At 37.2% G+C, this 18,458-nt stretch carries 16 protein-coding genes; 11 read left to right on the forward strand and 5 right to left on the reverse strand.

Translation table 11 applies throughout. The features are described from left to right. Positions 1-66 precede the first annotated feature (66 nt). Positions 67-1,758 (reverse strand): L-lactate permease, encoded by a 1,692-nt coding sequence (locus CRV04_RS08540; RefSeq protein WP_128996427.1) that lies wholly within the window; start codon positions 1,756-1,758, stop codon positions 67-69. Positions 1,759-1,950: 192 nt separating this feature from the next. On the opposite strand from CRV04_RS08540, the gene mutY reads away from it, so the two are divergent. After that, positions 1,951-2,904, forward strand: a complete 954-nt coding sequence (gene mutY, locus CRV04_RS08545; protein ID WP_228126513.1) for an A/G-specific adenine glycosylase — start codon at positions 1,951-1,953, stop codon at positions 2,902-2,904. Positions 2,905-2,939: 35 nt separating this feature from the next. Then, complete coding sequence (locus CRV04_RS08550; protein ID WP_128996429.1) at positions 2,940-3,134, forward strand: zinc ribbon domain-containing protein; 195 nt, start codon at positions 2,940-2,942, stop codon at positions 3,132-3,134. Between the two features lie 3 nt (positions 3,135-3,137). On the opposite strand, the gene CRV04_RS08555 is transcribed toward CRV04_RS08550, so the two are convergent. Continuing rightward, on the reverse strand, positions 3,138-3,812 hold the full coding sequence (locus CRV04_RS08555; protein ID WP_128996430.1) for a uracil-DNA glycosylase family protein: 675 nt from the start codon (positions 3,810-3,812) through the stop codon (positions 3,138-3,140). A gap of 195 nt (positions 3,813-4,007) precedes the next feature. On the opposite strand from CRV04_RS08555, the gene CRV04_RS08560 reads away from it, so the two are divergent. From CRV04_RS08560 to CRV04_RS08595, 8 genes are all read left to right on the forward strand, one after another. After that, positions 4,008-5,066, forward strand: a complete 1,059-nt coding sequence (locus CRV04_RS08560; RefSeq protein WP_128996431.1) for an FIST C-terminal domain-containing protein — start codon at positions 4,008-4,010, stop codon at positions 5,064-5,066. After that, positions 5,057-6,247: a sensor histidine kinase gene (locus CRV04_RS08565; RefSeq protein ID WP_128996432.1), complete on the forward strand. Its 1,191-nt coding sequence runs from the start codon at positions 5,057-5,059 to the stop codon at positions 6,245-6,247. Before CRV04_RS08560 ends, CRV04_RS08565 begins: the two co-directional genes overlap by 10 nt. Before the next feature lie 120 nt (positions 6,248-6,367). After that, positions 6,368-7,120, forward strand: a complete 753-nt coding sequence (gene murI, locus CRV04_RS08570; protein ID WP_128996433.1) for a glutamate racemase — start codon at positions 6,368-6,370, stop codon at positions 7,118-7,120. Further along, positions 7,113-9,176 (forward strand): DNA polymerase III subunit gamma/tau, encoded by a 2,064-nt coding sequence (locus CRV04_RS08575; RefSeq protein ID WP_128996434.1) that lies wholly within the window; start codon positions 7,113-7,115, stop codon positions 9,174-9,176. Before murI ends, CRV04_RS08575 begins: the two co-directional genes overlap by 8 nt. A 12-nt stretch (positions 9,177-9,188) precedes the next feature. Beyond that, entirely contained in the window at positions 9,189-10,025 is an 837-nt protein-coding gene (locus CRV04_RS08580; RefSeq protein ID WP_228126514.1) for a DsbA family protein, read from the forward strand. Positions 10,026-10,028: 3 nt separating this feature from the next. Beyond that, complete coding sequence (gene hemC, locus CRV04_RS08585) at positions 10,029-10,967, forward strand: hydroxymethylbilane synthase (RefSeq protein ID WP_128996435.1); 939 nt, start codon at positions 10,029-10,031, stop codon at positions 10,965-10,967. A 167-nt stretch (positions 10,968-11,134) separates the two neighbouring features. Continuing rightward, complete coding sequence (locus tag CRV04_RS08590) at positions 11,135-11,677, forward strand: hydrolase (protein ID WP_128996436.1); 543 nt, start codon at positions 11,135-11,137, stop codon at positions 11,675-11,677. A gap of 90 nt (positions 11,678-11,767) precedes the next feature. Then, the gene (locus CRV04_RS08595; RefSeq protein WP_128996437.1) at positions 11,768-13,183 is read left to right on the forward strand and encodes a transporter substrate-binding domain-containing diguanylate cyclase; all 1,416 of its coding nucleotides are present in this window, start codon (positions 11,768-11,770) and stop codon (positions 13,181-13,183) included. 1 nt (position 13,184) lies between these two features. Here CRV04_RS08595 and ung read toward each other — a convergent pair whose 3' ends face one another. After that, a complete protein-coding gene (gene ung, locus CRV04_RS08600) occupies positions 13,185-13,835 on the reverse strand; it encodes a uracil-DNA glycosylase (protein WP_128996438.1) in 651 nt (216 codons plus the stop codon). 112 nt (positions 13,836-13,947) lie between these two features. Between ung and CRV04_RS08605 the strand changes: the two genes are divergently transcribed. Then, positions 13,948-14,247, forward strand: coding sequence for a monooxygenase (locus CRV04_RS08605; protein WP_336470502.1), 300 nt, complete (start codon positions 13,948-13,950; stop codon positions 14,245-14,247). Between the two features lie 113 nt (positions 14,248-14,360). Here CRV04_RS08605 and prpF read toward each other — a convergent pair whose 3' ends face one another. Together prpF and acnD are read right to left on the reverse strand one after the other, a co-directional pair. Then, positions 14,361-15,533: a 2-methylaconitate cis-trans isomerase PrpF gene (gene prpF / locus CRV04_RS08610; protein WP_128996440.1), complete on the reverse strand. Its 1,173-nt coding sequence runs from the start codon at positions 15,531-15,533 to the stop codon at positions 14,361-14,363. Positions 15,534-15,744: 211 nt separating this feature from the next. Beyond that, a complete protein-coding gene (acnD, locus tag CRV04_RS08615) occupies positions 15,745-18,336 on the reverse strand; it encodes a Fe/S-dependent 2-methylisocitrate dehydratase AcnD (protein ID WP_128996441.1) in 2,592 nt (863 codons plus the stop codon). Positions 18,337-18,458 lie beyond the last annotated feature (122 nt).

Here is an 18,458-nt window from a genome sequence, read left to right on the forward strand (position 1 = left end):
AGAAAAAAGCGAAGAGTTGATTATCCTTTTCACAAATCAAAAAGAGGGGGAACCCCTCTTTTTAAGCTATTTGACTAAGGGGTCGGTTATGCCTAAATAGTATAGGGCAAACAGACCTAATAGACCACTGATTAAACAGTAATAAAGAGTTGGTATGACCGTTTTTCTCAACGTCTCACCCTCTTGATCAAGCAATCCAACCGTTGCAGATGCGGCGACGACATTGTGAATGGCTATCATATTACCCGCAGCAGCACCAACTGCTTGCAGAGCTACCATGAGCGCAGTTGAAACACCAAGTGCGTCAGCCACACCGAACTGAAATTGACTCAGCATCATATTAGAAACGGTATTTGAACCTGCAATAAATGCACCCAAAGCACCTATTGCTGGTGCAAACATTGGGTAGATGTCTCCAACTGATGTGGCTACAAAGTTGGCCATGGCGACGGGCATGGAGTCAAAACCGGCACCATTGACACCTGAGTTAATTAAAATTCTTACCAAAGGAATGGTAAACATCAAAACAAACCCTGCACCTAACATAACTTTAGAGGATTCACTTAAAGCCTCTTTCATCTCTTTAAAATCCATTTTATGTAAAAAATAGGTGATTAAAACAACAAAAACCAATATCCCACCTGGTAAATAAAGAGGTACGATAGAGTAACCTAAGCCTTCACCCATGATATCTTTAAAAGGAATCACCCATGATTGTACAAACGCTTTTGCTTCATCAGATACTCGTGTAATAACCAAAATAAGAGCTACAAGCACATAAGGTAACCAAGCTCTTCTCAGTGACATATCCACTTTTGTATTCATAGCATCTAGGTTCATCTCAAGTTTGGAAACCCAATGGATAGGCCATTTCTCTTTTGGAGCAAAATCCCAACTGTCTTTAGGAATTAAAAAACCTTTTTTAGCAGCAAATATGACAAGCGGAAGTCCAATCAATGCACCAATCAGTGATGGAAACTCTGCTCCTAAAAAGATACCTGTAAGCGCATATGGAATGGTAAAAGCCAAACCACTAAAAATAGCAAATGGTACAATAGACAAACCTTCTGTCCATGAACGGTTTTCACCAAAAAATCGTGTCAACATGATAACCATAAAAAGAGGTATCAATGTCCCTGTAATACCATGTATAATAGCAACTTCACTGGTGATGAGTTGCAAGAACGTCTCCCAGTTTGATCCCACTGCTTCAAGTGAAAGTCCAATACTCTGAGCATCCAATCCTTTGTTGACTCCTATTAAAATAGGCGTACCCACTGCACCAAATGAGACAGGCGTACTTTGAATCATCATCCCAATCATAACGGCAGCCATTGCAGGAAAACCAATGGCAACTAAAAGAGGGGCAGCAATAGCAGCAGGTGTTCCAAACCCAGATGCTCCTTCGATAAATGAACCAAACAACCAAGCAATAATTATGACTTGAACTCTTCTGTCGGGACTTACATTGTTAAAGCCTTCTCGAATCACTTTGATAGCACCTGAGTGTTTAAGCGTATTGAGCAATAAAATTGCACCAAAAATTATCCAAAGTACTGCTATTGTAATTAAAAAACCTTGAATCGATGAAGCAACGATTCTGTTGAAACTGACATCCCATACATAAAAAGCAACAAGCACTGTGGCAATAAAAACAACAGGCATCGCTTTCTTTGCAGGCAACCTTAACCCTACTAACAAAATTGCTGCAACAACTATTGGCAGTGCCGCAAAAAGGGCTTGTATAGATACATCCATGACTTCTTCTCCTTATTTTAAAGCCAATCTTAATCAAAAAGAATGATATTGACATGATAAAAATAATATCGATTACAGATTTAGATATAAAAAAATAATTGTAACGATATGAAACGTATAAGAAGGCTTCAAAGGAGATTTACTTTTAAGTAAAAATAGATTATAACTACACAAAAACTAAAAAGATACGTATTGAAAAAAACAGCTTTGATTAAATGGTATGAACAACATGGACGGCACGGTTTGCCGTGGCGAAAAACAACCAACCCTTACCATATATACTTAAGTGAAATCATGCTTCAACAAACACAAGTAAAGACGGTGTTAGAGCGGTTTTATTTTCAATTTTTAGAGAAATTTCCGACCTTAGAATCCCTTGCAAAAGCAAAAGAAGATGAGGTTTTAAAAGCGTGGGAAGGTTTGGGTTATTATACACGTGCCAGAAACTTGCATAAAACAGCACAAATGACGCAAGGTGTTTTGCCAAACTCTGTGGAAGCGTTGGAGAGTTTAGCTGGAATAGGTCCCTCAACGGCGCGAGCCATTGCTTGTTTTGCATTTGGGGTGAGTGTTCCCATACTTGATGGAAATGTCAAACGGATTTTATACCGATACTTTGCCAAAACAAAAGCCAATGACAAAGAGTTGTGGGCGCTTTCAACTAAGCTTTTTGCACCCAACAAAAACTTTGCGTATGAACACAACCAAGCGATGATGGACATAGGCTCTTTTATCTGTACTTTGCGAAACCCCAAGTGTGAGCAATGCCCTTTTGAAAATGAGTGTTTAGGAAAAAATGAGCCTCACTCTTATCCAGAAAAAAAGAAGAAAAAAGCAAAAGAGCTCCGCAATCGATATTTGGTGATTTATACGCATAAAAACAGCATTGCACTGTTTCAAAATGAACAAAACTTGCTTAAAGGGTTGTACAGTTTCAAACAGTACGAAGAGGAAGTGGATGAGTCGTATGTCTATTTGGGTGAAATCAAACATGAGTATTCACATATCTCTTTACGCGCCAAAGTCTACACCAAAGAGGTTTCAAAGAGCACTTTTAAGCAGTGGTTTGATGAAGAGACATTGGGGCAGATGGCTTTGAGTCGAGCCGATCACAAAGCATTGGAGTTGTTCTCTCAAAAAGTCTAAGCTATGTTATAATGTTATGAAATAAAGGATGAAAAATGGATGAGATTCATATACAGTGTCCTTATTGTCATCAAGCCATATCGATACTTTTAGATACGGGCGTTTTTGAGCACACCACGGTAGTAGAAGATTGCGAAGTGTGTTGCCGACCCATTGAAGTTTCCTATGATGTGCACGATGAAGAGATCACCTCTTATTCGTACCAAAGCATTGAGGGCAATGAGTTTTAAATATTAAAGGATACCTTTAAAAACCTTTTCATATTGTTCAATTCGAAAATCCAACGTAGAGTAGAGAGGATTTTTTTGTCTTTTTTCTTTATATAGTGGGTTAGCTCCTATACTTCGATTGGCGGCATTGGAAGGGGAAGTCAAAGAGTAGGTACGAATGACTCTTTTATCAATCATAACTTCATGTATACGCAGAGTTTCATGCTCTATTTTTTTCAGTTTCAGCCCATACGTTTGTAACTGCTGTTTAAAAAAATATTCAGGCCCATTTTGTGAGCTGCCCCCTGTAAAAATGAGTGTATGAATGTTTGTAAACTTGTTTATAAATCCAACAAGATTGCGTAACTTTACCTCACTCATGCCCATATCTGAAGCATCGATTTTCTCTCTTGTACACGATTGCACAATATCACAAATGCCAATGTTGTGTTGTTCTAAAAAGATTTTTCTTTGATGTACTGCTTCATGACAGTTATCAAATAACAAATTTAAATCATAGATTTTATCCAACGCTTGCCACAGAAGATTGTCTTGCGAACCATAACAGAAGTTGACATCACGTGGTTTAAAGACTTGGGTGCAAAACCGTGGAGGAGGAAGGGTGCCAACAATCACTTTTTGTGTTTGTTCATTTAAAAAAGGCGCAAAGGGATGAAAGTGGTGAAATGGTTTTGTCATAAATGTATTATACACTAAAGCCATAAAAAGTAAAAAACAGTGACGTTGGCGATTTTATATCTTAAGATTTATTTAAGAAAAATAGTAAAATTATATTTTATAAATATATTAAAAATGTAACGATAAAATTGTAGATGCATATTTGTTTTTGGAGTTATTTTTTAATTTGATCCTATAGATTAAAGGCGGTTCCCCATGAAACTAGAAGCACAATTTTATGAAAATTTTGATTCATTTTTGCAACTTAATGGTTCTTTGCAAAAAGAGTTTTTCTTACTGGTGGCTGAACAAACGTCTTTTTGTCTTGAAGCACTCCACAATGCAACTGCAAAAATCACAGGTGCTTTTTTCCCTGAAATTATTTTTAACAATCGCTTACACAAAAAGGGTTTGATTGCTCTAGAAATCACTTCCAATATACAACTTTTTTTAATCAAAGATATGAACAATCTAGATTTTTCGCATATTCCTTTAAAACAGACACCAACCGTTTTGACGATTGTGGATGGTATTTGCAATCAAAATGAATACTTCTTAAATCAACTCTTTCAATACTCAGGGCTTCAAACCAATATTTTTGGTGCGGGGGCAGGGTCTTTAGATGCAAAGAATGAAAAGGTCTTTTTTACCAATGAAGGATTGTTAAAGTGTTGTGCTGTGTTGTTGACCCTAGACAATCGCATGGATTTGGGAGTGAAACATGGTTGGCAGTATTTGGAAGGTCCGTTTGTGGTGACTTCTTGTGAAAGCAATACGCTCAAAGAGCTTGATTTTAAAAATGCGTATGATGTGTATAAAGAGATTGTCTATAAAGATTCAGGTGTTACTTTGGATGAAACCAATTTTTTAGAAGTCTCCAAAAATTATCCTTTGGGCGTGGTGAAATATCAAGGAGAGCAACTCGTCAGAGATCCCATTGGCGTTGAAAATGGAGTCATGACGCTTGCAGGTCAAATGACTCAAAACACGGTTGTTAATATCCTTAAAGGGGATAAACAGACCCTTTTAAATGCCACCAAAGAGGCCAGTTTTGATGCCCTTAAAAATGAGTGCGAATTTATTTTAATGTTCGACTGTCTCACACGTAAAAATTTTCTCGAAGAAAAATTTGAAGAGGAATTGGATATAATTTTCAGCCAAAAAAAATCATTGAATGTCATGGGTGCTATCAGCATTGGAGAAGTGGCCAATGATGGGAAAGATTATATAAAATTCTTTAATAAAACGTGTGTGATAGGTGGAATATGCTTTTAAATCAACTCTCAGTCTCTTATAAATGCCACAGTTCAATCGGAAACAGTCTCAATCTTCATACCATGATTGATGAGGTCTTACAGACCTTTACACAAGAGACCGATGCTATTTTTGCAACCTTTTATTTAATGAAAAATTCATTTGAACAAATTGGTTGTTTTGGAAAAGAGATACCGTATGACATCAATCAGTTTTTGTCATTGTGCGATGAGCAGCAAATCACACAATGCTCTTATGAAGAGAGTTTGACGGTTGTTTTATTTAAACTTGAAAATGGTTTGTTGCTGTTTATGTATGATAAAAGCATCGATTTAAACTTTATTTGCAGTATTTATGAAAATCTTCGAAACAGACTCAATATCAGCATTAACTCCTGTTTGAACTATCAAACCGTGCAGGAAAAAAACCTCTCACTTGAACAAGAAGTCAAAAAAGCACTTGATAAAAGTAAAGAGAAAGAGAAACAGTTTTTTGAACAACTTAAAATGGCACAAATGGGAGAACTCATTGGGAATATTGCACACCAATGGCGACAACCTTTAAGCGTAATCTCCACGGCTATTAGTGGCTTGCGTTTGAAAAAAGAGATGAGTATCTTAACCGATCAAGACTTTTATGAGTACTGCGATGGGGTATTAGACACTGTCATGTATTTGTCTAAAACCATTGATGAGTTTCGTGATTATATCAAAGAGAGCAATCGTGAAAAAGAGATCATTGTTCAAGACAGAATTAAAATGGCATTAACAATGGTGGAGTCCAGTTATAAGATGGAAGGCATACAAATCATTGAAGAGTTTATGGAGCCAAAACCGCTTACTTTTCGTCTGATTTTAGGGGAGCTTTTACAAGCCATGCTGCCTATTTTAAACAATGCCAAAGAGGCGTTGATGGTCAAAGAGCAAAAAGAAAAGTGGCTAAAATATGCCGTGCGTAAAAGTGAGTATAATATCATCATCACGTTAGAAGACAATGCAGGCGGTATTCCTGAAAGCATTTTAGATAAGATTTTTAACCCTTACTTTACGACCAAACATCAAACCCAAGGTACGGGGATTGGACTGTATACCTGTTATGATATTGTGGTCAATCATTTAGGTGGAAATTTACGAGTTGAAAATACCTCAAGTGGTGCTAAATTTTTTATGGAGTTGCCGTTGCAAATCAATTATGTGATTTAGCGGCACTCTTACGATAAACTTCTTCTCACTAATCAATTTATATACAAACTTATGATAGAATCTTCGATTATTATATTGTAAACAAGCCCGAAGGTTTGTTCGTAAAAACAAAGGCAAAAATTGAAAGTAGGCGTATTTGATTCAGGGATTGGTGGTTTAACGGTGGTTAAATCACTCATTGAACACAAGTTGTTTGAAGAGATTATATACTATGGAGACACTGCACGTGTTCCGTATGGAGCCAAAGATAAAAATACAATTATTCGCTACTCTTTAGAGGCCTTAGAGTTTTTTAAAAACTTCGATATTGACATGCTCATTGTTGCTTGTAATACTGCTTCGGCTTTTGCTATCCAAGATTTAAAAGAGGTTGCATCCATTCCTGTGGTGGGAGTGATTCAACCGGGGGTCTTAGCTGTACAAAACCGACTTGAAAATAAAGAGTCCAATATTTTGGTTATTGCAACCAAAGGAACCATTCAATCCAATCGTTATCAAAATGAACTGCATGCATTGGGTTATAAAAATATCAATGCGATTCAAACGGGTTTATTTGTTCCTATTGTTGAAGAGGGGATTTTTGAAGGTGAAGTATTGGACGCCACTTTAAAACACTACTTTAATGGCATTAAAGGTGTAGATGCCGTCATTTTAGGTTGTACGCACTTCCCTTTGATTGCAGATAAAATTGCTTCTTATTTAGATGGGTGTCAAACCATCCACTCAGGAGAGGCCATCGTGGATTACTTAATCCATGAACATAAACATGATAAAAATTTTGAAAAAACAAAGGTGACTTTTTTTGCTTCAGAAAATCCAGAAGGGTTAAAAAAAGTTGCTAAAAACTGGTTAGGGAGTCTTTTAAATGATTGAAGAAAAACGTGTACTGGCGTTAAAGTATCGTCCGAAACGATTTGAGGATCTTATTGGTCAAAGCACCATTTCACAAACATTGAGTTTGGCGCTTGACTCCAATCGTCTTTCACATGCTTATTTGTTCTCTGGGCTTCGAGGAAGCGGTAAAACAAGTACGGCAAGAATCATGGCCAAAGCACTGTTATGTTCGCAAGGACCCACATCAAAACCGTGTGATGTGTGTGAAAATTGTCAAAGTGCCAATACCAATCGACATTTAGATATTATTGAGATGGATGCAGCAAGTAACCGTGGGATTGATGATATTAAAGATTTGATTGAACACACCAAGTATAAACCAAGCAGCGCACGATTTAAAGTCTTCATCATCGATGAGGTTCATATGCTCACTCCACAAGCGTTTAATGCCTTGCTTAAAACACTTGAAGAACCTCCAGGATTTGTTAAGTTTATTTTAGCAACAACTGATCCACTGAAACTGCCAGCAACGATTTTGAGTCGAACGCAACACTTCAGGTTTAAAAAGATTTCTCAAAAAGATGTGATTCATCACCTCTCTCATATTTTGCATGAAGAGAATATTGAGTTTGAAACTGAAGCGTTGGAAGTGTTAAGTCGAAGTGGACAAGGAAGTTTACGAGATACCCTGACACTGATGGATCAAGCCATTATCTTCTCAAAAGGACGTATTACAACGAGTTCAGTGACGGATATGTTGGGATTGATTGATCCAAAATTCATGGACAATATTTTCCAAACGGTATTAACAAAAGGGGATATTAACCCTATTATTAGCGCACTTGAAGAGTATGAAGCAGGGCAAATTTGTGATGAGATTACCATCTATTTAAAACAAAAAATGTTGGAACGTGATCCTAAATTTGATGTCTTGTTGTATGATCGATTTTTTAGAATTGTAGCTGATGCCAAACATCTGTTGAGTCTGAATTCTGACAGTGGCTTTGTGCTTATTTTAATGCTTTCAAAAATGATTGAAGCGACCAACTTAAAAAGCATTGAAGAGATCATTAACGAAGTTGAAAACGTAGAGGTCAAAGAGACGCCAATCAAAGAGGTACAAGTAAAAACAGACGTTGCACCAACAACTCAATCTGTACAAAATGAAGTGACTGTTTCTGCACCTGTTCAACCCGTGCAAACAGCCGAATCAGAAGCTGTTGTTGAACAACCTCAAGAGGCGAAGCCAACACTAACTGAACCTGAACCAATAAAAACAGTTGAACCCGTACAAACTGCGGTTGCACAAGAGCCTGAATCCATGCCAACCATGCCAGAACCAAACCCCGTTGTGCAAGAAACAGTGGAGCAAGAGGTTCCAGCTCCTTCTCAACCAGCACCACAAGTGGTAGAACCACAAGTGCAACCGGAGCCAAGTGTGCCTTACCCAACGCCATTTGATGAGTATTCTGATGAAACACCATTTGATAGCAATAACAGTTTTGATGATGTCAGTGCGCAAGAGGAGACCAGTTATGAACCTTCACCTGCAATTGCCGATATTCCATTGGGAGATATCATCAGTGAGCCTGAAAAACCAATGGACCCATATGAACAAAAGTATGAGGAACTTATTGATAAAATCTTTGATCGAAGTTATGACTTGGGTGTGGTGTTTGAGAAAAACTTTGAGTACACCTCCTTTGAGAATGACATTTTACATATCACGTCGTATGCAGTGGATGAAGAGAGAAAGATGCTGTATAGTAACTTTGCACTCATACGTACATTTGTGGCCGATGTTTTCGGGGTCAATACACAAATGGAGTTTTCAAAAGGGGATGTTGAAAAAAAGGATGAAACCCCCACTGCACAGGAGCAAGATGCCAGCAGTGCGGGGTCAATGTTAGAAGATATTGAACTCAATGGTGCCGAATCAACCAGTGCAGGGTGTGTGGCAGATATGACCAAATCAAGCCAACCCAAACCTGCTGAACAAGAGATTCAAATACAAGATGTCTTGGATTCACCCATGGTTAACAGAGCCAAAGAGCTCTTTGATATTAAACGTATCACAATACGAACAAAAACATAAGAAGGAGAAGAGATGCAAAAAGCAATGACCTATTTTTTATCAACCGTGTTACTCTCTTTGAGTGCATCTGCCATTGCAATCGATGATAAAGTATTGGATTTTGAAAAACAGCGACTCAAAGCCAATAAACAAATTGAGGTGCAAGATATTCAGTTGAGTTTTAAAAAAGAGTTGCCTCAAAAAGAGTGGTATGGATTTTTGTTTGATATTGATGCCAACTTCAAAGGAAAACAAGTCAAGTTCAAAGACATTGTGTTTTCAAATGGAGAGTACATTGCTCTTGATTTGATTCACATTGATACCCATGAGAGCATCAAAAAAGATGTCATGCCCAAATTAACCAATGCTTATTATAAAAAAGAGAATTTGTTGCTTGGGAACCCTGAAGCAAAAGATACAATTGTCGTCTTCTCTGATCCTTTATGCCCTTTTTGTATGGATTTTATTCCCGATGTGATTCGACACGTACAAAAACATAAAAACAGCATTGCTTTATACTATTATCATTTTCCATTATTGCAACTGCACCCCGCATCAGGAGTCTTAACACGATTGATGGATGTGGCGATTGAGCAAGGAAATAAAGATATTGTATTGAAAGTTTATGAAGCCGATTGGGACAAATACTTTACAGAACAAGAGACCAATGAAATCAAAATATTAGAGGCATTTAATAAAGAGTTAAACACCCACATTACTTTGGAGCAAATTCAAACAAAAAAAATCAATGAGAAGATTTTAGATGACATCCAAATGGGTGAAAATGCCTTGGTACAAGGAACCCCAACCATTTTTGTCAATGGAGAAAAAGACAGTAATAAAACAAAATTTTTAGAGTTAGGAAAGTAATTGATGAAGAAATTAGTAATTGCAACGAGAAAGAGTCAGTTGGCTTTATGGCAAAGTGAATATATCAAAGCAGAGTTATTAAAACATTATCCGGATATGACCATTGAGCTTAAAACGTTTTCAACCAAAGCAGATAAGATTTTAGATGTGCCTTTAGCAAAAATTGGGGGGAAAGGACTGTTTACTAAAGAGTTGGAAATTGCACTTGCCAATAAAGAAGCCGATATCGCCGTACACTCTCTTAAAGATGTTCCTGTAGAGTTTGAAGAGGGGTTTGTCCTTGCAGCACTTACAAAACGATTTGACCCAAGAGATGCTTTTTTAAGTGAAAAGTATGCCAGTATTGATGAACTGCCACAAGGTGCAGTTATAGGAACGACAAGTTTAAGAAGAAGAATGGAAATTAAACTTCTTCGACCCGATATTGAACTTAAAGATTTACGAGGAAACATCAATACACGAATTGCCAAACTCAAAGCAGGGGAGTATGATGCGATTATCTTAGCTGCAACAGGTGTTCAAAAACTTCAAATAGAAGGAGAAGTCAACTACTTCACTCCCATTGATACAGAGCTTATGATTCCATCGATGGGACAAGCCACTTTAGGCATTGAAACGCTTGATAATCCTGAACTTGTAGAACTGCTTTCAGTACTGCACGATAAAGATGCTGAGATTGAATCGACCATTGAACGAGACTTTGTACGAACACTCGAGGGTGGTTGTCAAGTGCCAATTGGTATTAAAGCAACGATTTTAGATGAAAAATCTGTGGATGTACGAGCCATCGTTGGTATGCCTGATGGCAGTGAGCTTATTCAAGAAAACTTTGTTGTGAATATGGATGAGTATAAAACGGCAGGGTCAAAAATGGCACAAGAGTTTATTGCCCGAGGTGCCAAAGAACTTCTTGCACGTGCAGAAAAAGTCGCTTTTCAATAGGTTTAACATAGCATTAAAATAGCATTTTAAAGAGCTTTGTGCTCTTTGGATGCAAAACTCTTCTTTTTGGCTTCAATTGCCCTTAAAATCAACTCTTTTACTGGACTTTTTTGTGCACTTTTTGTATCATTATAGACATTTATGAACCAGATTATTAAGGAGTACCGATGAAAATTGATGTCAACAATGTTGCATTTTGTTTGGTGGATGTGCAAGAGAGACTCTTCCCTCACATTACCAATAAAGAGCAATTGGAAAAAAATTTAGTGATTTTAGCAAAAGGTCTGCAGGTGCATGAGGTTCCTTTTGTGGTCAATGAACAGTATAAAAAAGGGATTGGTGAAACGATTCCATCGCTGGAAGAGTTGGTTTCAGCCTATGCACACTATGAAAAAACCACGTTTTCTTGTTGTGGAAATGATGATGCACTTAATGCCATCAAAGCGACAGGGAAAAAACAGATTATTGTAGCAGGTATTGAGACGCATGTGTGTGTACTTCAAACGTGCTTGGATCTTTTAGAAGAGGGATTTCAAGTGGTTTTAGTAACCGATTGTTGTTCTTCAAGAAAACAAAACGATACTGATGTTGCAATCATGCGGTTGGTACAAGCAGGTGTGATTCCTACAACGTATGAGTCATTGTTGTTTGAATTAACAGTGAATGCAAAACATCCTAACTTTAAAGCAATCGCTTCATTAGTAAAATAACGCTTAGACAGAAGCACTTAAGGTGCTTCTGTCTCTGCACAATTTTTTCAAACAGTGTCACATTTTATAATTCTGTGCTATAATAGTCATATGAAAAAGTTATTTTTTATTGTCTTACTTTTACCTATGTTACTTTTAAGCCATTCAGACAAAGTTTATAAAGTGGTCATACGAAGTGACTGGCAACCTTACTATTTTATCAATACACAAGGCAAACCTGACGGTTACGCCGTGGAATTGTTTGATTTGATTGCTAAAGAGGCACATCTTGATTATAAATTTGTGCTTGCCAATAATTTTCAAGAAATCGTTCAATTATTGCAAGAGGGGAGCGTGGATATTATTCCCAATATCAGTATTTCAAGTGATCGACAATCTCTTTTACTTTTTACTCAACCCACAGATGATTTTTTAGTTAATATCTATAAACGCAACACTTCAACAGAAATAAAAAACTTAGATGATATCAATGATAAAAGAGTGGGTTTGGTACGCAATAACATTTGCACAAAAATATTGAATCAAAAGTATACTCAAACCAAACAGAGGTTTTATATGGACTATAAAGCACTCATTAATGGTTTATTAAATAAAGATGTGGATGTTTTTTGTTATCCTAAGCCTCTTATTGATTTTGAAAATGGGGAACACTCCTCTATTGTCTCGTTGGGAAAAGCACTCGTAGAGATCAAACGAGGTGTTGGGGTGACCAAAGAAAATTTTGACTTATTGCCTCTTTTGGATGATGCCATTACCAATCTTAAGCTTACAGGGGAGTTGAGTAAACTGCATAAAAAGTGGTTTAATAAAAAGAGTTATATTGAATTAACTCGAAGTGAAACCATCTTTGTAGTGTTAAGCTTTTTAGGAATTTCCTTTACAACATTGGTTATTATTGCCTATTTTATCAATAAGAAAAAATGGTTAATGACCAATGACATGCTTCAAAAGGAAGTGAAAAAACAGACTCAACTTTTAGAAGATCAAAACCAAGAGTTGACACGTCTTCAAGAAGAGCTTAAAGAGCAACTCAACAAAGATACATTGACCAACATTTATAATCGTAAGTTTTATAATCAAAAACTGTTGGAGTTTCTTTCACTGTTTGAGCGGTATGATATGGTTTTCTCTTTTGTTATTTTTGATATTGATGATTTTAAAAAAATCAATGACACCTTTGGTCATGCTTTAGGGGACAGGGTTTTAATAGAGTTGACACAAATGGTGAATCAACACATACGAATCACCGATTACTTGTTCAGAATTGGAGGAGAAGAGTTTGTTATACTTTTTGCGAATACTGAACTCGAAGATGCACGTAAGGTTGCTGAAAAATTACGAGAAAACATAGAAAAAGAGTTAACCACATTAGATAACCACACCGTTACAGTAAGTATGGGGTTAACGCAAGTGCAAAAAGAGGACAACGCCCAAAGCATATTTAAACGAGCCGATGAACTTCTCTACAAAGCAAAAAAAAGCGGTAAAAATCAAGTGCTTCTTTAAGCTACCAATGAATCATTGTTTTGCCTTTGGATTGTAAAATATCATTCGTTTTTGAGAAGTGTTTGCATCCAAAAAACCCTCGATATGAAGAGAGGGGACTGGGATGAGGGGCAGTTAAAATATGGTGTTTACTTGCATCTATGAGTTTACTCTTTGAAATAGCAGGGGCTCCCCACAATAAAAAGACCACATTATCACACTGTTGTGAGATATGTTTGATGATATTATCTGTGAAGATTTCCCATCCCAATTTATGGTGAGATTTGGGTTTGGCTTCTTCTACGGTTAAAATGGTGTTCAAAAGAAGTACGCCTTCATTGGCCCAAGGGGTTAAATTCCCATTTAAACAGCATGAATCTCGCCCCAAATCATCTTTAATCTCTTTTAAAATATTTTGCATGGAAGGTGGGTTTTTAATCTCACTTGGAGTTGAAAATGCCAATCCTTGCGCTTGTCCTTCTCCATGATAAGGGTCTTGTCCTAAAATGACGACTTTAAGCTTTTCAAGTGGGGTTTGTTTAAATGCATTGTAAATGTTCTTTTTAGCAGGAAAGACTTGGCTGGTTTCGTAACGTTTCTCTATTTCGTGTTGTAAATGTTTAAAATAGGGTTGTTGTTGTTCGTTGTGTATGATTTCATTCCATGTTTTCATCTTTATCCTTTTATAGACATATTATCGCAAAAATAGGGTTAAGTATGGATTGTTTAAACCAATTTTATTAGGGTATTGGATACATTAACATATATATTTATAAGGATGAATAATGACACTACTTCAAATAGATTTTCCACATCAAGGGCCTTTTGGTCAAGAGATGGTGCAAATGATGAGTGATTTAGCAAAAGATATTGCACAAGAAAAGGGTTTACGTTATAAACTTTGGACAGAGAATGAACAAACCAAAGAAGCAGGTGGTATTTATCTGTTTGATAACAAAGAAGAGGCATTGAACTATTTGGATAAACACACCAAAAGATTAGAGAGTTTTGGGTACAGCAATATTAACAGTAAAGTGTTTGATATCAATGAAGATTTAAGTAGACTAAGCAAAGCAGTTTTTTAAAAAATAAAGAAGGTTTAAGGGGGACCTTCTTTATTTAATCTGTTTGTATGTGTAAGCTTGACCGGTTCTTACAAAGCAATGTATGACTACATTGCCCCTTTTTAGGTCAAAGATCAGTAGGTATCAGCTGGAACGAAAACGTATCCGTCCATGATGATTCTTGCACTTCTGCTCATACTTGCTTTTTCAACCGTGTAATTATCGCCATTTTTAGACAGCGTTGCACCCACTTTAATCGCACCACTTGGATGACCAAAAGTTACAGAGTCTTTCTCTCCACCACCAGCAGCAATATTGACTAAAGTTCCTGGAATACAAGCCGCTACTCCAATTGCAACAGAGGCTGTACCCATCATGGCGTGATGCAGTTGTTGCATCGAAAGTGCTCGTACATGCAAATCCATTTCAGTTGCTTTCATTGCTTTACCACTTGATGTGATAAAGTCTTGAGCAGGAGATACAAATGCAATTTTTGGTGTGTGTTGTTGTGTTTGAGCATCTTCAGGAGATTTCATCACACCCATCTTAAGAGCACCTGCAATTCTGATTTTTTCAAATCGCTCTAAAGCTTCAGTGTCAGAGTTAATATCTCCTTGAAGTTCGCATCCTTTGTATCCAATCTCATCTGCATTTACAAATACGGTTGGAATACCCGCAGTAATCATGGTTGCTTTAAATGTACCCACACCAGGAACTTCTAAATCATCGACTAAATTTCCTGTAGGGAAAAGTTCTTCAGAAGGGTCTACGGGTTCAACGAATTCTAATACAATCTCTTCAGCAGGGAATGCAACACCATCAATTTCGTAATCTCCCATCTCTTTTACCATACCGTCTTCCATGGTGACATAACAAAGAATGGTTTTTTTGATATTGGCTTGCCAAATTCGTACACAACATACCCCATTGTCTGGAACGTTATCGACTAAACCTTCTTTAATGGCAAATGGACCCACTGCACTTGATAAGTTTCCGCAGTTTCCACTCATATCCACAAAATCTTTATCAATGGCTACTTGGCAGAAGTAGTAGTCTACATCGTGACCGGGTACCTCTGATTTTCCTACTAAAATCGCTTTTGATGTTGATGAAGTTGCTCCACCCATACCATCAATTTGCTTTTTATATAAATCAGGAGAACCTACGATTCTTTGAAGCAGTTTGTCTCTTTTTGCAGGGTCATTTTTTGTCTCTTCTGGTAAATCAGCAATGTTAAAAAATGTTCCTTTTGAAGTACCACCTCGCATATAGGTTGCTTTTACTTTGAATTGTGGTTTATATGCCATATGATTGTTCCTTAAAAAATGTTCCATTTTTGAAGGGACCTTTTAGTGTTTGTCTTCTTTTTATCGATGGGAATAAATCCCATTTAAAAGAAGCAAAATCCTAAAGAGGCTAACGAGTTAGCCTTGTGTCTCTCAAGTTTGAATGGTTATTAAAAAAGTTTATTTAACTTCTTTAAAAAACATTCTAGGGCTTAAAGCCCTAAAATTTGTGTTACCCTTCAGCAACAACGTCTTTAGCGAATTTTTGTAAAATACCACCGTTTTTATAGACTTCAACTTCAGCAGAAGTATCAAGTCTACAAAGCACGTTGAATTTAACCACTTCACCATTTGCTCGTGTCATAACAACCGTTAAGTCACATCTTGGAGTAATTTCTCCTTCAATATCAAACGTTTCGCTTCCATCAATGTTGTATGTAAATCGTGTTTCACCCTCTTTGAATTGTAAAGGAAGTACACCCATTCCAACAAGGTTTGTTCTATGAATTCTTTCAATTGATTCTGCAATTAAAACTTCAACACCTGCAAGTCTTACACCTTTAGCTGCCCAGTCTCTTGACGACCCTTGTCCATAGTTTGTACCTGCAATAATGATAAGCGGTTGTTTTCTTTTGTTATACTCTTCAATGGCTTCCCACATTCTTGACTCAGTACCTTCTGGCATGATTTTTGTCAAGGAACCTTGTTTCACGTTTCCATTTTCATCTTTAACCATTTCGTTAAAAAGTTTAGGGTTGGCTAAAGTAGCTCTACTAGCTGTATTGTGATCCCCTCTGTGTGTTGCATAAGAGTTTAAGTCTTCTACTGGAAGTCCCATTTTCAGACAATATTCACCTGAAGCTGAATCTGGCAGGATTGCATTCGAAGGTGATAAGTGGTCTGTTGTGATGTTATCTGGGAAAACTCCAAGTGGTCTTAACCCTTTAAGCGCTGGCATTTGCATATACTCATCTTCCCAATATGGTGGTTTTTGAATATACGTTGAGTTTGGATTCCATTTATAAAATGGCTCCGCTTTTACAGCAGTTAATCCATCTCGGTTGAACATTGGCTCATAGATTTCATTAAACATTTCTGGTTTAACAGAAGAAGCAATGACTGCATCAATCTCTTCATCTGTTGGCCATAAATCTTTAAGTTTGATATCATTACCGTTGGCATCTTTTCCAAGTGAGTCGTTTTCAATATCAAATCGGATTGTTCCAGCCAATGCGTATGCAATAACCAATGCTGGAGAAGCTAAAAACGCCTCTTTTACGTATGGATGGATTCGTCCATCAAAGTTTCGATTACCTGAAAGTACCGCAGTTGTATAGATATCTCTGTCAACCACTTCTTGTTGAATTTTTGGATCAAGAGCTCCGGACATACCGTTACATGTAGTACACGCAAAACCAACAATACCAAAACCTAATTTTTCAAGCTCTGGTAAAAGTCCCGCTTCTTTTAAGTATACTTCCGCCACTTTAGATCCAGGTGCTAAAGAAGACTTAACCCAAGGTTTTCTGTCTAATCCAAGTGCGTTTGCTTTTTTAGCCAGTAAACCAGCTGCAACCACGTTTCTTGGGTTTGAAGTATTGGTACATGACGTAATTGCAGCAATCAAGATACCACCATCTGGAATGAAGTCACCCTCTTGAGTCCACTCTTTTACAATTCCTTCATCTTTAAGTGTTGATGTAGGAACCAATTTGTGTGGTTTAGAAGGACCAGCTAAACTTCTTGTAACGTTTGTTAAATCAAATTTTAAAGTTCGTGCATAGGTTGCTTTATCAAAGGCATCTGCCCATAAACCATTTGCTTTTGCATACGCTTCTACTAATTTAACTTGATCAGAATCTCGACCTGTTAATTTTAAGTAGTCAATGGTTTGTTCATCGATTGCAAACATACCAGCACTTGCACCATACTCAGGAGTCATGTTTGCAATGGTCGCTCGATCCCCTAAGTTAAGGTATTGAACCCCAGAACCAAAGAACTCTAAGTATGCAGAGATGACATTATTTTCTCGTAAGAATGAAGTCAATGCTAACGCAATATCCGTTGCAGTAATTCCAGGTGCTCTTGTACCTACAATTTCAATGCCAATGATTTCTGGAACCCTCATATATGATGGATTACCAAGCATGACGTTTTCAGCTTCTAATCCACCAACACCCACAGCAATTACACCCAATGCGTCAACGTGTGGCGTGTGTGAATCAGTTCCTACTAATGTATCAGGAGAGGCAATTCCATCGATGTTGTGAACAACTGGAGACATTTTTTCTAAGTTGATTTGGTGCATGATACCATTACCTGGAGGAATAACGTCAACATTATTAAAGGCTTCTTTAGTCCAGTTAATAAAGTGGAATCTGTCCGCATTTCTTCTGTCTTCTATGTCTCTGTTTTTTTGGAACGCATCTGGGTCAAATCCACCACACTCTACTGCTAGTGAGTGATCCACGATAAGTTGTGTAGGAACCACTGGGTTCACTTTATCTGGATTTCCACCTTTTGAAGCAACCGCCTCTCTAAGACCAGCTAAGTCAACAAATGCCGTTAAACCTAAGATATCGTGACAGATAACTCTTGAAGGGTACCAAGGGAAATCTTTGTCGGTTCTTTTTTCAATTAATTGAATTAAAGAGTCTTTTAAATCTTCACTTGGACATTTTCGAATTAAGTTCTCAGCCAACACTCTTGAAGTGTAGTTCAACTTCTCAAAAGAACCCAGTTGAATATCTTCAACGGCACTTTTCACGTCATAATATTTTACATCTAAACCATCTAATTGTTTAAGATATTTTTCGTTTGTCATTGTTCTATCCCATATTGTAATCTCATAGGAATGTGCAATTGCTTATCCTATTTTTCTGCAATGATGCAGTACTAGCACACTCTTCAGTTGCCTCAATCGTGTTGAAGCCACTGAAAATCGTA

It is taken from the genome of Candidatus Marinarcus aquaticus, from assembly GCF_004116335.1.
In the GTDB taxonomy this organism is placed as follows: domain Bacteria; phylum Campylobacterota; class Campylobacteria; order Campylobacterales; family Arcobacteraceae; genus Marinarcus; species Marinarcus aquaticus.

Excerpts from the sequence above, each read along its gene's own strand:
- CRV04_RS08540 (WP_128996427.1), bottom strand. The coding sequence starts at position 1,758 with ATGGATGTATCTATACAAGCCCTTTTTGCGGCACTGCCAATAGTTGTT.
- CRV04_RS08550 (WP_128996429.1), top strand. The coding sequence starts at position 2,940 with ATGGATGAGATTCATATACAGTGTCCTTATTGTCATCAAGCCATATCG.
- CRV04_RS08555 (WP_128996430.1), bottom strand. The coding sequence starts at position 3,812 with ATGACAAAACCATTTCACCACTTTCATCCCTTTGCGCCTTTTTTAAAT.
- CRV04_RS08560 (WP_128996431.1), top strand. The coding sequence starts at position 4,008 with ATGAAACTAGAAGCACAATTTTATGAAAATTTTGATTCATTTTTGCAA.
- CRV04_RS08565 (WP_128996432.1), top strand. The coding sequence starts at position 5,057 with ATGCTTTTAAATCAACTCTCAGTCTCTTATAAATGCCACAGTTCAATC.
- CRV04_RS08575 (WP_128996434.1), top strand. The coding sequence starts at position 7,113 with ATGATTGAAGAAAAACGTGTACTGGCGTTAAAGTATCGTCCGAAACGA.
- CRV04_RS08580 (WP_228126514.1), top strand. The coding sequence starts at position 9,189 with ATGCAAAAAGCAATGACCTATTTTTTATCAACCGTGTTACTCTCTTTG.
- hemC (WP_128996435.1), top strand. The coding sequence starts at position 10,029 with ATGAAGAAATTAGTAATTGCAACGAGAAAGAGTCAGTTGGCTTTATGG.
- CRV04_RS08590 (WP_128996436.1), top strand. The coding sequence starts at position 11,135 with ATGAAAATTGATGTCAACAATGTTGCATTTTGTTTGGTGGATGTGCAA.
- CRV04_RS08595 (WP_128996437.1), top strand. The coding sequence starts at position 11,768 with ATGAAAAAGTTATTTTTTATTGTCTTACTTTTACCTATGTTACTTTTA.
- ung (WP_128996438.1), bottom strand. The coding sequence starts at position 13,835 with ATGAAAACATGGAATGAAATCATACACAACGAACAACAACAACCCTAT.
- CRV04_RS08605 (WP_336470502.1), top strand. The coding sequence starts at position 13,948 with ATGACACTACTTCAAATAGATTTTCCACATCAAGGGCCTTTTGGTCAA.
- prpF (WP_128996440.1), bottom strand. The coding sequence starts at position 15,533 with ATGGCATATAAACCACAATTCAAAGTAAAAGCAACCTATATGCGAGGT.
- acnD (WP_128996441.1), bottom strand. The coding sequence starts at position 18,336 with ATGACAAACGAAAAATATCTTAAACAATTAGATGGTTTAGATGTAAAA.